Genomic DNA, 15,081 nt, shown 5'->3' with positions numbered 1-15,081 from the left:
TGGCGGCATGGAAGTGTCCGAGGCCGCCAGGCTGAAAGCCCTCGAGGACGAGAACGCCAAGCTCAAGCGCCTGTTGGCGGATACCATGCTGGACAACGTCGTGTTGAAAGACCTGCTGGGAAAGAGCTGACGACATTGACCAAGCGGCGAGACGCGGCGCTCCGGGTGATGCGGGATCATGACATCTCGCAGCGTCGGGCCTGCAGGCTGGTCGGTGTCGATCCCAAGACGGTCCGGCGTGAACGCCCGCAGGACAGTGCCGAAATCCGCAAGGAGATGCAGGACATCGCCGGCAAACGGCGCAGGTTCGGCTACCGCCGGATCGGCGTCCTGTTGGAGCGCAAGGGCATGATCATGAATCACAAGAAACTCTACCGGATCTACCGCGAGGAAGGGCTGTCCGTGAAAAGGCGGCGCGGCCGCAAGCGAGCGCGTGGCACAAGGATCCCGATGCCATCGGCTGCGGGCGTTAACGCACGCTGGTCGTTGGACTTTGTATCCGACAGCTTCGGTGCCTCGCGGAAGTTCCGGATCCTCGCTGTGATCGACGATTGCACGCGCGAATGCCTGTGCCTCGTGGCGGACACCAGCCTTTCCGGGGCAAGGGTTGCCCGGGAGCTCAGCGCCCTTATCCGGGTCTACGGCAAGCCCGGCTGCATTGTCAGCGATAACGGCACAGAATTCACCAGTCGGGCGATCCTGAAATGGGCCGATGAGAACGAGGTGCCGTGGCACTACATCGATCCGGGTAAGCCCCAGCAGAATGCGTTCATCGAAAGCTTCAACGGCAGCCTGCGGGACGAGTTGCTCAACGAGGAGATATTCGACAGCCTGGACGACGCACGGAGAAAGCTGGCGCTCTGGCGCTACGACTACAATACGGACCGCCCGCACTCGTCCCTGGCCAACCAGACGCCGCAGCAAGCGCGCCGGACGCTTGAGCAATTTGAAGGCTCCGCGCCTGGCGCGCTTGCGCAAGACGATGAAGCCGAATACCCAAATCCCACCTGCAGACTCTCGTTATGAGTGAGGGACCGACAGGGGGCAGGTCAGTGTCTGCGTTCTGTGGGACGGCGACGTCAGGTTACCGCCCGCGCAGGCGTCGCTTGTCGTTCCTGCACATGAAGGATGCTATTTCCGGTCGTCTGGAACGCAAAAAGCGCCCCGAAGGGCGCTTTTTGTGTAAGCGTCCGGCGTCGCTGCTCTGCCGCGCGTAGAGGGTGATCGATAGTGTCCACCATGGGATAGTGGACACTGTGGGTGCGTGATGGCGCGTCGGACGAAGCGGCTTTGGACGGACGAGGAGAAGCGGTCGATCTGCTTGCAGACGACGGCGCCGGGTGTGTCGGTCGCGCGGGTGGCGCAGCGCTACGCGATGAACGCCAACCTGATCTTCAAGTGGTTGCGCGACCCACGCTATGCGCCGGGGGCCCCGGCAGAGCCGGATTCGGCGTGTTTTCTTCCCGTCGAGATCGTCAATCGGCCCATGCACGACGATGACAAAGCCGTCGCCGATCCCGCTCCTGCGTCAGGCACGATCGAGATCGATACAGCGGGTGGCCACCGGCTGCGGATCAGCGGAGCCTACGATCCCGAGGCGCTGGCCCGGCTGATCCGGGGCCTTTCCGGATGATCCCGGTCCCGGCGAACACCCGCGTGTGGCTGGCGGCAGGCGTGACCGACATGCGGCGCGGGTTCACGACCCTCGCGGCTCAGGCGGAGATGGTGCTGAAGCAGGACCCGTTCGCCGGACACATGTTCGTCTTCCGGGGCCGACGCGGTGATCTGATCAAGATCATCTGGTGGGACGGCCAAGGCGCATGCCTGTTCTCGAAGCGCCTGGAGAAGGGCCGGTTCGTGTGGCCGTCCGCGAAGGAGGGCAAGATCGCGCTGACACCGGCGCAACTGGCGATGCTGCTGGAGGGGATCGACTGGCGCCTGCCGCGGCGCAGCTGGACGCCGCTCAAGGCGGGATAAGCCGGGCGCGATAGCACGTTCGGGATTCCTGTCTCACCCTTCTTTTGCTATGATTGGCCATGCTGGACGTGGCCAAATCCCTGCCCGAAGACCCCGAGGAATTGCGGCGGTTCACGGCGCTTTTGCTGGCCGAAGTGAAGTCGCAGGCGATGCTGATCGAGAAGCTTCGCCACCAGCTCGCCGGTCACCGCAGCCATAGGTTTGGCACGTCGTCGGAGACCATCGAGCAGCTTCAGCTGGCTCTGGAAGCCAGCGAGATCGCCGTCGCCAAGATGACCGCGAAGCTGCGTCTGCCGGACGAAGAGGAGAAGGACAAGCCGAAGCGTCGTCCCATCCCCGATCATATCCCGCGCCAGGAGATCGAGCTGACGACCGGCGACGAGGACTGTGCTCGCTGCGGTGGGACGCTGCGACGCCTGGGTGAGGATGTGACCGAAGAGTTGGAGTATGTGCCCGGCCGGTTTATCGTGAACCGGATCGTCCGTCCCCGCATGGCCTGTTCCGGCTGCGAGGCATTCACACAGGCTCCCTTGCCATCCCGCCCGATCGAGCGCGGTCGTCCCGGCCCTGGTCTACTGGCCCATGTCCTGGTCTCCAAATACGCTGACCATCTGCCGCTCTATCGCCAGAGCCAGATCTTCGAGCGCGAGGGGCTCGACCTCGACCGTTCGACGCTGGCCGACTGGGTCGGCAAGTCCACCGCGCTGCTGGAACCGCTTGCAGATGCCATCGGCCGACACGTGCTGGCCGGCCGGGCGATCTTCGCGGACGACACCCCGGTGAAGATGCTGGCGCCCGTCACCGGAAAGACCGCAACGGCGCGGCTGTGGACATACGGGCGGGACGAGCGGCCATGGAATGGCGATGCCCCGCCCGCCAGCTGGTATCGGTTCTCGCCAGATCGCAAAGGCCAGCATCCGAAGGATCATCTCGCAGGTTACCGAGGCTGGATGCATGCTGATGGCTACGCCGGGTTCGAGGACATCTACCGCTCCAGCGACATTCGCGAAGTCGCCTGTATGGCACACGTTCGGCGCAAGTTCGTCGATGTCCACAGGGCCCAGGGATCGGCCATCGCCGACGAGGCCATCCGGCGCATCGCGCAACTCTATGCCGTCGAAAAGGAGGCGCGGGGTTCGCCGCCCGATCGCCGGGTCGAGATCCGCCAGGCGAAAGCGGCGCCGATCTTCGACGAGTTGGAGAGCTGGCTGCACGACCAACTGCCGACCATCTCCGGCAAATCGCCGCTGGCGATGGCGATCCGATATGGCCTGACGCGCATGAAGCGGCTTCGACCCTATCTCGACCACGGCTGCCTCGAACTCGACAACAACACGGCCGAGCGCGCCATGCGATCCGTGGCTGTCGGGCGGAAGAACTACCTGTTCGTCGGCTCACAGACCGGCGGCAAAGCCGCCGCCATCGCATACACCTTGATCGAGACCGCCAAACTGAACGGTGTGGACCCACAAGGATGGCTCGCCGATACGCTGGCCCGCATCCCAGACTACAAGATCACCCGCGTGGATGATCTCCTGCCGTGGAACTGGTCAAACCACGCGGCTTGACCGGACGCTTACGGTTGGTCAGACCGTATTGCAGGTTGATACCCGCCAGCGGCGCGGGCAGCTGCCGCAGGTAGGAGGTAGGCGCGCCGACGATGCTGGCGAGCTGGCCGAAGGCCCAATGTGTGGGCGCGACAGGCTCTTGCGCGTTCGGCAGCATCAGGTGCAACCGCTCGGGGTTGTCGCGCGCCGCCTCGACGCGGATGTCCGCAGTCTGCACCACGCGACTGCGGCTGCGCTCGGACCGACCCTTCACATTGGCCCAGAGGTCATCGAGCGACAGATACCGCTCGTCATCCGGCCGGTTGAACCATTCGGACGACACTCGCCCGCTCCGCTCACCCCGGCTCACATCCACTTTCCAGCCACCCGACCGCGTCGGTGCGACCGGATCCAGAACTTCCACAACACCCATCGGCTATCTCCCGTGACAGGCGCCGGGAGCCACTCTCCCAACCCTCAACCCGTCACCGAGAAACCGGCACTCCTCTCACTCTGAAGAGGCGCGGCGACCCTGTTGAAATAAGGTGCGGCTCAAGTTATATTAACCATGCTCTGGGCATGAGCATGGCACTCGCCGTTCCGAAGCTGCTGGCAGCATTGCTTGAAGATCTTCTACGAACCCCATCAACAAGCATTCAGGCTTGATGGGCGGTTGGCGAGTGACGCTCGATGATCAAGCTCGGAGACTGCTATGTTGATATCTGAAATCCGTCCAAGCACGGTCGCTGGCGTAAAACGACTTGCCTCACAGCTGAAGAAGCAGCACGGGATCAAATATTCCGATGCTCTCGATCAGGCATCAATGGCTGCGGGCAAGGCGAATTTTCGTCATGCGCTTCGCTCATTGCCAAGAACCGGAAATCGTCCAGAAATCCATTATGTGCTGTTGACGATTTATTGGAGCGATAAGGACCGGCGCCACCAATGTGGCAGAGAAACGCTAAAGATTGACCTCAGCAAGCCAATCCATGAGATCTGTACTAAAAAGTCTCTAAAATACGTTCGCGGTTTCGGGAACCTTCGTATGGTTGCCGATGATCACTTCGTTTGCGACAGCATTGCCCCTTCGCAGGAATATGCTCGGGAAGGGATCTGTACCGCAGAACGCTCTCTTCGATTTATGGAGTACACAGGACTGCGTCCAAGCCGTGATCCGCGGAAATTGGACACTCGCGGTCACAACAATGAAAAGCTTCCAAATCTTGACCATTCGACAGATTGGTTTGACTCTAATACCGGGCAATATTTTCTGATCGACGAGCCCTACTCGGGTGCGCCGGACGAAAACGAGCGCACCGCTTGGGCGAAGCGCAACGGTTGGCAGATAGAAAAAACATCGTGGCCAGGCATGTACCGCCCTTACGACTGCGATCTCTATGTTGCTGCCGATAGCCGGTACGGCTCTGATATCGAAAGCATCGTCAAACGGATCAATGATATTCCAATCCCGCTTGTCGCTGAGAATTGGGATGGTGAGTCGTCTTCATCATGGGACACTTTCTGCAGCCCCATGGCAGAGACAGCGCAAGACAGACGTCGTGCGCGATGCAAAGGAATGATCTATCCATCGGCGAGCAAGACAACTGTTCCGTACAATTTCAATCCTGGAACGTCCAGACGCCGCCCTATAGGTGAGCTTGGAATAGAGGGACACATTGAGGCGGGACGAATTATCAAGGGAGTACTGCGATCAGAATTTTCGCCATATGGCGCTTGTTCACGGATGAGTTCGCTACGCTCGGATCTGGAGGATTGGCTGGGTCTCGAAATAGGTCGCGGCCAGCTTGAAGGCCCTGAATTTTTCGAGGTGTACTATCGCGAGATCGATGCAGACAAGTCGCATCAGGAGACGCTCAGGTCCTCAGCCGATGTCGTCGCGTCACTACACATACTAAGGAAGAAGTTGGCCGTAGCCTATCCGAACTGCGCGCCACTTCGTCAGCAATTGCGGCGGATTGATGTATCGATCGCAATGATAGAGAGCGCTGCCAAAGCACCACGGTAGCTGTTGGCGCCGGATTTGTCACGCGAATACCCGGCGAGTTTCCCCGCCGGGCCCGAGGGGGGAGACCCCGTTCTTCAGAACGGGATCTCGTCGTCGCGGTCGACCAGCTCGGGGTTTTCGTTCTCGGCCGACTTCGGGCGGCTGAGGAAGTCGACCTTCTCGGCGATGATCTCGCAGCCGTAGCGGTCGTTCCCCATGCTGTCGATCCACTTGGTGTAGTGGATGCGGCCGTGGACGAGGACCTTCATGCCCTTTTCGCAATGCTCCGCGACCGTCTTGCCGAGACCGTTGAAGCAGGTGATGCGGTGCCATTCGGTGTCCATGACCCGGTAGCCGTTCTCGTCGCGCAGCACGCGACCTTCCGAGAGGCGGGGGCGGGAGGTGGCGAGGCTGAAGTTGGTGATCTTGGTGCCGCCTTGGGTGGTGCGGACTTCGGGGGTCTGACCGATGTTGCCGGCGAGGATGACGATGTTCTGCATGGTAAGCTTCCTTCTGTGTCCTGTCTTCGGGACCGTCCCTTCGACAAGACCCGGAAGAAGCCCGTCGGGTGACGCGTGCACGGTGGCCGGAACGGACGCCGGAAACCCCCAAAGGACCGGGGTGGAGCGGGCAGTACGCCAAAGGCGGCCAACACGGCCCGGACTGACGCGGGGTTGCTCGCAGGAGCCCGAACGGGATTAGGGGATTGTCAGTCGAAGGGATGGCCCAGAAGCCAGAGATGCGCGAGGAGCCCATGCCGGACCATGTCTCCTTGCCAATCGGAAAAGCCTGACCCCCAGTTCAGCACCTCACTGGCGGCGGAAACGGCGATCACCAGCCTTGCCACCCCTGACCTTGCCTTCCGGGAGTTGCGGCACCCTGCCACGACGGGCTATCGATACCGGGACATTCAGGACATGGACCGCATCAATGGCTGATTACGATCTCGAGGCACTGTCGCTCGGCGAGCTGAAGAAAATGCAGAAGGACGTCGCCAAGGCGATTTCCACATTCGAGGATCGTCAGAAGGCGGAAGCCCGCGCCAAGGTGGAAGCTTTGGCTCGAGACCTCGGCTACTCCCTGGCCGAACTTGTCGGCACGGAGACGAAAACCACGCGCTCGCCTGTCACGGCGAAATACCGGCATCCTGAGAACCCGGCGCTCACCTGGTCCGGCCGGGGGCGTAAACCGCAGTGGTTTGTGGAAGCGTTGGAGGCTGGGAAAACTACAAGCGACCTGGCCATAAGCTGATGCTGCTCTTCCTCCAATGCTTTGTGTTCAACATTAGGGGAAGAGCAGCTGCCACTACAAAGCTCAGCCAAGCATCCGAATAAAGCCTTGCTAGATATAGAATTTGAATGGCTGCGGTCCGCCCTCCCGCGCCGAACCCATCACAAGGATGTCGCCGACCATCTTCGCGAAGCGAACCGTTACCGGTAGCCCGTCGTTGAAGTTACACGAGTTGTAGTTAATCTTTGTCAGTCCCATGATGTCAGCAAGAACCGTCCGCATCTCTGGTTGACGATGCTTTGAGCGCAAGATCGTCACCATAAGCGGGTTGGGTGTTTCAGGCCCGATATACGTATCCAGCTGTGGGACGTAGCCGCTCGTCCAAAGGTAGGCGTTCTGCTCGTCTAAGTTTAGGGCCGTTCCCCTGATCACAGGGTAGTCGCCAGCACGGAAGAGCTTTGCGTCACCACCCGTTGGCTTGATCCGAACGCCGACGACATTCGTTCCCTTCGGCGCCGCGCGACAGAAGGCATTCCACTCCTCGTCGTTGAATGACGCCTGCCCATGTATGAAGAGCTCTTTGGGAGGTTCGGAATGCAGCTCCCGATACGCTTCGATCACAGTCCCTAGAAGCTCTTCCGCGGCGTCAGCATTTAGATGGTACTCGTACTCGCCTGTCTTCCAAGGGCCATTCGCGCCGCGGAACACCACACCATCGCCCTCACTCAAAAACATCTGCGCCGCGCAGCAGACGTGGTTGTCGCGGTTGTTCGGGAGGTTTTTGTAGACCATCCCGATGTAGCATACCCCTTCGCGCACGTTCGACAGCCTCCAGGGCGGTCGGTCCTGAGTCTTGTAGTAAAGCCCCGTCGCGATGTTCCACGCGACGGTCGCCGGGTCTTGGGTGGTTCGCTTGGGATAGCCCGCACTGTTGGTGAACGATGTCGGCTCGAGGGTCGACTCGCGCAGGATCTGAGATGGCGCGATCGAGAGCAAGGTCGCCTTAATGTGCCTACGGAAGTCGGGAATGTCGTCAAACACATCCTCGATGCGCGGATCAAACCGTTCGTCCATGAAAAGGAACGACTGGGCTGACCTTGCGCGCTGCTTCTTGGGCGTTTTCCCGGCAACGAGAGTCAAACCGGTCCGCCTCGATTCCGGACGGCATCGCTCGTACACTATCTCGGGCACGACGAATATCCATACGTCGATCGATCCCTCTTCGTTGCGCCTGAATTTGTGGACGCGCTCAGTGTAGATACGGGCGACCGCATCGACGGCCTCGTGCATGTTCTGCACTCTCGTCGCGCGCTCAATGGCGTCGAACTCGACCGTCAGGGCCCTGAGCCGATCTGGATCGAACGTAACGCCGAATGTCTCTTCGAGCCCGGCGAAGTCCGCGAGATGAAGACGGTCCTTCTTCTCCGTCGGCCCGGGAGGCGGCACCGGCATCCCCGAAAGCAGCCGTCGGCTCCAAGAGCGGAAGTGGCTGATCCCATCCGACGTTCCGACAACCCCAATTCGAACCTCTCTAGGCGTCCGTGGGCCGTCATGCGGTCCATAGAGAAACAGGCCATCCTTTGGGTGGTGGCTCCTCTGGTCATGGCGGAAGTCGAGTTCTGGCTCGTCCAAGTGATCTACGATCAAGCTTGCCTCGGGAAACCTCATTTACCGTCTCCTTCGGCCTCGGCATCTTCGCCGTCAGCCGCTGGCCGCCCGAGCGTGCTTTCGTCCTGCTCCTCAGCATCTGGGTCGGCCACGTCAGGAAGAGCTGTACTAACTGGCGACGTGAAGAGAAGGGGCTCAGAGGAAAGAAGCATGTCTTGGCCCGGAGCAAGCGAAACCCGAATGTAGGCTGAGTCGCCCGACATGATCTGAAGGAATGCCAGAAGCCGCCCATGCCATTGCTTGTTGCGCCACCCCTTGCAGACCGATCTGCGAAGGCGGTGCATCTTCTTCGGGTCATCTATGCGTTCGCCCTGCTCCGTATCGTTGTCCTCCGCGAAAAGGACGCGCGCCTTCAGGCGGAAGTGCCAGAAAGGCCAGTTCCGAGGAATCGCTGTTACACCATATGACCAGACATGCTTTCGGGCGATGTTGCGCAGCATCGACGACCTGCGCTCGCCTTGCCGGCCCCAAGGTACCCGTTCACCAATCCCAACTTGAGTCGGGGACACATGGAAACCATCGCCGTTGGAATACGCGTAGGCGACCATTCCGATCTTCCTGCAGTGCCGTTCCCATCCATCACGCAGCAGGCCCGTGAGCATGTTCGACAAATCACGCCCCGCGACACCGATCTCGGGCATTCCTTTATCCATCGCATCCACAACCGGCACAGATGTCCGCAGGCGCAACTTCGCGACTCCTCCGAAGCTTTCCTCAACATCGGGCGGCGCTGCGAAAGTAATCACGCCTCGCTCATACGCGACGGCGGGAAACGACAGCCCTTGCACCCGTCTCTTAAGGACGCCGGTTTGGACCGCTCCCGTCGCCTCGTAAAAGTGGAGTTCATCGGGCATTTCCAAGATCTGAATCCAATTCGAGACCAAGGATTCTGGCTCGTGCACCAGCGGAACAGCACCACGCTTTCGGAAGCTGTCCCATTGGGCTGCGACCGTGATGTTCTCACGACGGCACGTCACTCGTTGGCGGCGCAGCGTCTCGAGAAGCTTCGAAAGCCCTTCCGCCCAGCCGCTCGTGAAATCGGCAGGCGTCGCATCGCGGAGACCATCAATCTTGGCCCCCTCCTCGATCCGTAGCGGGATTATCAACCGAGCGTCACCTATACTTGCGGCAAGCGTCTTCGCCCGGTCGATCAGATCCATAGCGTCTTCGTTGGCGCGAGTGGCCGCGCCCGCCACCGCCAGCACCTTCACAGCGCGGTGCTCCAGCGCCACTCCAATCTCCTTATGCCATCTATCTCCAGGCTCGAGGGTCAGGATCTCGGAAAAGACGCGATACCCATGCGCTTCGAGCTTTGGACCAAGCCATAGAATGAACTGGTCGTGGTCGGGACGTGCTCCGACGAGGAACAGAGTATCCCTCTGCGCTTCCGCTTCAGCCTCCACCTTGCTGCCTGTACCTGGCTTCGGAAGCAGCGCTTGAAGGATCGAGGGAGGTTTCACGCGGCCTTCGCGCTCATCCAATGTCTCATTAAGCATCCGCTTCAGGGTACGCCCGCTCGCGGGGGTCCATAGCTTGGGATGAGCCTCTTCGATGTCAGGATGAGCACGCAGCAGCGCCTCGAGATCTTCGCGCCCAAAGATGTTTCCTGGAGAGCGGACCGCGGGGCCACATATCTCCATGAGGTCCTGCTTCCGTTGTGGCGTCATCGCTACAGACGTTGCCAGGATGTAGCGATCCGGCGCCAACTGATCGATCTTCGCTCGCTCCTTCGACATCTCACTCTTCAAAGCAGCGATCGCAGACTTTTCGTATCTCTTGGCTTGCAGGATAGTCAGGCATTCTGCCTGCGGTGCGTGACGTCCATCTATTCCACCATCGGCTCCTTCGCCGAATTGCTCAAAGCGAATACCTAGAGCACGACCGATAAGATCGGCTGAAAGCGCCTCGAACTCAGAGGGCGATAAGGCAGAGAAATCGACTGGCATAGATACAACATATCGTCATTGAGTCCAGTTTACACCCAATATTCTCCTCAAAGACATGCCGATCACCAAGGCGGTTGACGGCTGGCTGGCGCATCTTTCCTGCGCCTCAGCCCTGGGGAAGTGAGGCCGAAGCCTCACCCGAAGGGATCGTATTCCGAGACGATCACGACCTCGTCTCCGTCGATTTCATCGGCGGGGACGGCGCCAAAGGTTCCATCCCCTGCCTGGAAAACGACGATCGAGACCATGAGCGTGGCGGCGAGGGAAGCGGCGAAGGCGTGAGCATCTTTGCGGGACATCTGTTTGGCTCCTGTCTTGGAGGCGGGGGACCATCCCCCGCGCGACAGGACCCCGCAGGCCCGAAGACTGGCTGACATCACCGGGTGCGTTCGGCTCGTCCGAATCCACCCGGCGGCACGGGCTCGCCCGTAGTCCGACCCCTTTGCGGGTTGATCTCGAAGACGGGATTCGGGGCAAGGAAGGGAATGGCGAGCGGGGGATGGTGCCCCAACGTCAGGAGCCGGTTGTCCCGCTGATGCTTGTAACGCCGCCAGCCTCCCGGGCAGGCTCTTGGTTTATGACCTCCGTCTTGGGGGATGGATCCTTTGGCGCCCCGCGTCATCGCGGGACGAAGTTGTGATCGGTGAGAGGCCCGCCCGTCGGTGGGCCCCTCACACATTGTTAGGGCTCAGGCGGCCAGGTCCGCGCCCCCTGCCCTATCGCCATCCTCGGCACCGACGACTTCCAGCCGCGCATTGCGATAGCCCTCGCGCGCGATCCAGAGTTCGGCCGCGGTGATCGATTCCGCCAGATGCAGCAGCTCGGTGTTGCCACCGAAATCCAGCAGCACGCGGACCTGCCCGGGCTTCGGCTCCTCGGCCACCTGGAAGATCAGTCGACTGTCAGCCGAGTGACTGCGCATGATCGTGACGAGGATCACCCCGTCCGAAGAGAAGTTCCCTTCATGCAGCGTGAAGGAGGCCGGAGCGGTCCAGGTCGGATAGACCCGCGGCGGCTCCTTCTTCACAAGTCGGCCGACCCCGTTCGAGCGCTCCCAGGCCGCGAGCTTCTTTGTGAAACGTGCCGGCGGCTTAGGACTCCCGTCGGTGTAGCGGATCAGTGCCCCAAGAGGGGCTGAGTTGATGATGGTTGTTGCAGACATGATTCCTCATCCCGAATGCGAGAAATCGCATTCATCATATTGATATTGCGGTGCTTTATGAGAGATAGGGGCGAGTTTCCCCGCCCCCGGATGGCTCAGATCACTCCGCTGCCATCATCGGCTCGGAGCCGTCCGGCAGATCGGCCGTCAGGAAGGCTGGGAGATCGATTTCTTCAGGCTGGCCTACGTCCTCCCCCTGCCCTTCTGCGATCCCTTCTCCGTCGAGCGCCACCAGATCGGCCCGGCGCAGGACCTCGGGCAACCAGCCGCTGCCCTTGAGGAGCCGCTCGGCCTCGGTGGCCATCTCGCCCTTCTTGAGGTGATCGAGAAGCTGCGCGGTCCCTTCACCCTTCGCCTCGCGCACGGCCTCGAGGATCCGGGCCTTGGGAACGCGGTTGAGGTAGCCATCGACCGTCGGCTCCCAGCCCGCCTCGACCATGTCGAGATCGACCGAGCGCGCCACCAGATCGGCATGAGCCATGCGACGGGTCAGACCGCTGGCAGAGATGCCCGCCCCATAGGGGTTCACCTTCTCGTGGAGTGCATTGATCCCGAAGCTGAGGCAATGCGCCAGTAGGGCCAGACGGCTGCCCTCGTCGAGCACGGTCAGATAGTCCCAGAGCGCCGGATCATCGCCGAGGGGCAGATCAGCTTCCCAAGCAGCGTGACGTTCCTCGACCAACTTGGCCACGACGCTGTCCTTCAGATCGGGCGCCTGCGCCGACATGTAGACATGGCGGACCGAGGCTTCGAGGCAGCTGCCCGTCGCAGAGGAGGTGCGGAAAGTGTCCGTCACCAGCTTCAGGAGCAGGAGCGTCAGCGCCACGTCTGGCGACCGCCCGATGGCCTCGCGCAAAGCCAAGGTCCGGTGAGCCGTCAGTTCCATGACCAGCCGCTCGGGCAACGGCTTCAGCGCTCCGTCGTCGTCCTCCTCGGACGGGTCCGCACCGATCGGCTGACCACCCGAGGTGATGATGGTGCCGCCAGCGGGCGTCGCCGATGGTTTCCAACCGGAACCGCCGACATCACCCCCCTGCCCCATGACATCCACACCATCACCATCCTGGACCGCGGTCTCCTCATGCGGCTCGTCTTCGGCCCGGACATAGCCTCGATAGATCGCAAGACTGCCGTCCCGATCCAGCGTCACGAAGACACCCGCGTGCGCAACCTCGGCCGGGTCGTAGTTCAGCGGCCGCTGTTCGAGCGCCTCCATCGCCATCTCGAGCTGCCCAAGCCGGGCATCGATCTCCTCCGGGTACTCGTCCTCGCCGGAGTATTGCTCCTCCAGCGCACGATACTCGGCGAGGAGCGTCGCGTGGGCTGCGCTCTCCTCGTCGGTCATCGGCGCTGGATCACCGGCCAGACGCCGCAGGCCGTGGCTGTAGCCATAGGGCAGGTCGGTCGCCACCTCGATCCACTTCCAGCCCTCCGAGACCAGCGCCTCGGCTTCGGCCTGAAGCTTCTCGGAGACCAGCCGGTCGAGCAGGGCAGGGTCCTCGAGCCAGCCACCGTCATCGCCCTGGAAGAGATCGCGCAACACTACACCGCCTGCCGCCTCATAGGCATCGACACCGACGAAGACAGCACGACGATCCGAGGCCCGGACCGAGGTTTCCGTCAGCATGCGCCGGATGGCATAGGGCTCCTTGTTCCAGGAGTTCTTCACTGCGTCCCAGACCTGCACCTGATGCGCGTGATCCGGATTTACCGTGAAGGCCATCAGCTGTTCGAGCGTCATGCCGTCCTCGGCATAGACCTCGAGCAGGGCAGGGGCCACGGACGCAAGCTTCAGTCGCTGCTTCACGATCTGCGGCGTGACGAAGAACGCCGCCGCGATCACTTCTTCGCCTTGACCCTTCTCGCGCAGGGCCTGGAAGGCGCGGAACTGGTCGAGCGGGTGCAGGGCCACACGCTGCATGTTCTCGGCCAGCGAGTCATCCTCGGCCAGAATCCCGGACGCGGCATCCCGCACGATGCAGGGGATCGGTGCGGTCTTCGCCAGCCGCCTCTGCTTCACCAAGAGCGACAGCGCCTGGAAACGACGGCCACCTGCCGGGATCTCGAACGTGCTCGTCTCGACACCATCGGCATCGACAACGGCCCGGACGTTCAGGCTCTGCAGGAGCCCGCGACGGGCAATGTCCTCGGCCAGTTCCTCGACCGAGACGCCAGCCTTTATGCGTCGCACATTGGACTGGCTCAGTACGAGCTTGTTGAAGGGGATGTCCCGCGACGGGGACAGGGTGATGTTCTGGGTTGCTTTCGCCATCAGATCTTCTCCACGACGGGCGTCGGAAGCCACTCTCCCGAACTCACTTCCCGTCACCCCTCAAACCCCCAACCTTTTTCTCTCTTCGTCCGTCTTGACCGCGGTCAAGACGTGCAAGTTGGATGCTCTATGCCTTCATGATCGTTTCAAAGTATGCCTCGGGCTGCCTGATCGCTTCGCCTTTTCCCAACAGGTAGTCCAAGATCAGCAAAAGCCGTCCAGCCCCAGCTTTCTGAAGACCACGCATCAGTTTTTCTTGGCGTATTCTAAGCAATCGACCGATGTCGAAGAGAACCCGGTTGAGGGCTTCGCTTGTTCGCGGCGGGTCTGGGAAGAAGTCCGCGACATGTGAAAAGTCCGTCCACGCCATTTTTGCAGGGTCCCGGTTCATGGTCGCTGCCCCAACGCTTTGGAAAGCGTTGGTCTGCTTCACGTGCGTTTCTTTCTTTTTATGTTCTTTTTTTACAGACTCTATCTGCCGGTCATTTTGTCCGTTCCTGGCGGACATTTCGCTCGCGCATTCACGTCCGAGGGTTTGGTCTTGCGATTGCTCTCGGTCCGCACGGGTGTTTGAATCGTGGCACTCTCCGTAGCTCGGCTTGGCGTTGGCTCCGAGCTCGCGGAGACCAGCGATGATTTGCAAGACTGTGTCGGCAGTCAGGGTTGCTCGACGAAGCAGGTTTCGGATCGTTTCTAGTGAAGCCCGCCGTGCGTCATGGAGCTGTTCGTCCTGTAGGAGGGACGCGCGCAGCGCCAGGGCTTCTGCCTTGAGGGAGCGCAGGCGTTCACGCTCTTCCGTGACCTTCGATGCTCTGGCCGCAAGAGCGTCGTGGCTCTGCATTAGCGGACCCAAGTCGATCCCAAACGCATCCCTGATGATCCCACCGTAGCGGAGAGGGAAGCGTTTCCCGTTCGCTGAACTCTTTCGCTGGATGAGTCCCGCAGCATCAAGGCGCCCCAGGCAGCGGCGAAGCGTTCTTTCATCAATGCCGTTTGCGCGCTCTGATAAGGAGGCGTTGGAAGGAAACACAATGGTCAGCTTGCACTGTGTTTCACCAGAGTTTGGGCTCTGATCGCGCGGAAGAAAGCTGATGAGCGCTGTCAGTACGGTGACGTCGTTGCTCGTGAGGTTCAGGTCTTTCCGAAGAACCCGCACCGGCCCCAGAAGCTCGTAGGGGTTAGGGCAGGCAATAGCTGGTTGTTCCGCCAAGGCGGTTCGTGCTTGAGTGACATGTCTCATCGTGTTTCGGAAGAAAAAGCTTCCCCGTTCACCG

Annotated in this window: 12 protein-coding genes and 2 pseudogenes; 6 read left to right on the top strand and 8 right to left on the bottom strand. The window is 61.1% G+C overall.

Going from position 1 to position 15,081, the window contains the following annotated elements:
- The 4 genes and pseudogenes from MAA8898_RS22105 to tnpC all read left to right on the top strand — a co-directional run.
- A pseudogene (locus MAA8898_RS22105) lies at window positions 1-1,026 on the top strand (IS3 family transposase); the annotation flags it as partial.
- A 241-nt stretch (window positions 1,027-1,267) separates the two neighbouring features.
- Window positions 1,268-1,633, top strand: coding sequence for an IS66-like element accessory protein TnpA (gene tnpA, locus MAA8898_RS22100; protein WP_094023119.1), 366 nt, complete (start codon window positions 1,268-1,270; stop codon window positions 1,631-1,633).
- Complete coding sequence (gene tnpB, locus MAA8898_RS22095; protein ID WP_094023118.1) at window positions 1,630-1,977, top strand: IS66 family insertion sequence element accessory protein TnpB; 348 nt, start codon at window positions 1,630-1,632, stop codon at window positions 1,975-1,977. Before tnpA ends, tnpB begins: the two co-directional genes overlap by 4 nt.
- A 59-nt stretch (window positions 1,978-2,036) precedes the next feature.
- Window positions 2,037-3,545, top strand: a complete 1,509-nt coding sequence (gene tnpC / locus MAA8898_RS22090; protein ID WP_094023117.1) for an IS66 family transposase — start codon at window positions 2,037-2,039, stop codon at window positions 3,543-3,545.
- A 7-nt stretch (window positions 3,546-3,552) separates the two neighbouring features.
- Here tnpC and MAA8898_RS22085 read toward each other — a convergent pair.
- Window positions 3,553-3,957, bottom strand: a pseudogene (locus MAA8898_RS22085) (DUF932 domain-containing protein); the annotation flags it as partial.
- 279 nt (window positions 3,958-4,236) lie between these two features.
- Between MAA8898_RS22085 and MAA8898_RS25970 the strand changes: the two are divergent.
- Window positions 4,237-5,550, top strand: coding sequence for a DUF5623 domain-containing protein (locus tag MAA8898_RS25970; RefSeq protein WP_141194918.1), 1,314 nt, complete (start codon window positions 4,237-4,239; stop codon window positions 5,548-5,550).
- 74 nt (window positions 5,551-5,624) lie between these two features.
- Here MAA8898_RS25970 and MAA8898_RS22080 read toward each other — a convergent pair whose 3' ends face one another.
- The gene (locus tag MAA8898_RS22080) at window positions 5,625-6,029 is read right to left on the bottom strand and encodes a single-stranded DNA-binding protein (RefSeq protein ID WP_090271194.1); all 405 of its coding nucleotides are present in this window, start codon (window positions 6,027-6,029) and stop codon (window positions 5,625-5,627) included.
- Between the two features lie 430 nt (window positions 6,030-6,459).
- Between MAA8898_RS22080 and MAA8898_RS22075 the strand changes: the two genes are divergently transcribed.
- A complete protein-coding gene (locus MAA8898_RS22075) occupies window positions 6,460-6,780 on the top strand; it encodes an H-NS histone family protein (protein WP_094023192.1) in 321 nt (106 codons plus the stop codon).
- Window positions 6,781-6,870: 90 nt separating this feature from the next.
- On the opposite strand, the gene MAA8898_RS22070 is transcribed toward MAA8898_RS22075, so the two are convergent.
- The 6 genes from MAA8898_RS22070 to MAA8898_RS22050 form a co-directional block, all read right to left on the bottom strand.
- Window positions 6,871-8,427, bottom strand: coding sequence for an argonaute/piwi family protein (locus MAA8898_RS22070; protein WP_094023191.1), 1,557 nt, complete (start codon window positions 8,425-8,427; stop codon window positions 6,871-6,873).
- Entirely contained in the window at window positions 8,424-10,373 is a 1,950-nt protein-coding gene (locus MAA8898_RS22065) for a TIR domain-containing protein (RefSeq protein ID WP_094023190.1), read from the bottom strand. The genes MAA8898_RS22070 and MAA8898_RS22065 overlap by 4 nt, the downstream gene beginning before the upstream one ends.
- Before the next feature lie 134 nt (window positions 10,374-10,507).
- Window positions 10,508-10,672, bottom strand: a complete 165-nt coding sequence (locus MAA8898_RS26435; RefSeq protein WP_007803240.1) for a hypothetical protein — start codon at window positions 10,670-10,672, stop codon at window positions 10,508-10,510.
- Window positions 10,673-11,061: 389 nt separating this feature from the next.
- On the bottom strand, window positions 11,062-11,535 hold the full coding sequence (locus MAA8898_RS22060; RefSeq protein ID WP_094023189.1) for a UCP036055 family protein: 474 nt from the start codon (window positions 11,533-11,535) through the stop codon (window positions 11,062-11,064).
- Between the two features lie 100 nt (window positions 11,536-11,635).
- Window positions 11,636-13,807, bottom strand: coding sequence for a ParB/RepB/Spo0J family partition protein (locus tag MAA8898_RS22055; RefSeq protein WP_094023188.1), 2,172 nt, complete (start codon window positions 13,805-13,807; stop codon window positions 11,636-11,638).
- 127 nt (window positions 13,808-13,934) lie between these two features.
- Window positions 13,935-15,047 (bottom strand): helix-turn-helix domain-containing protein, encoded by a 1,113-nt coding sequence (locus tag MAA8898_RS22050; protein WP_094023187.1) that lies wholly within the window; start codon window positions 15,045-15,047, stop codon window positions 13,935-13,937.
- Window positions 15,048-15,081: the final 34 nt, after the last annotated feature.

The sequence above is a fragment of the Antarctobacter aquimaris genome (genome assembly GCF_900184945.1).
Classification (GTDB): domain Bacteria; phylum Pseudomonadota; class Alphaproteobacteria; order Rhodobacterales; family Rhodobacteraceae; genus Maliponia; species Maliponia aquimaris.
The sequence above is the reverse complement of the archived record's forward strand: the minus strand, read 5'-3'. Positions and strand labels throughout refer to the sequence as shown.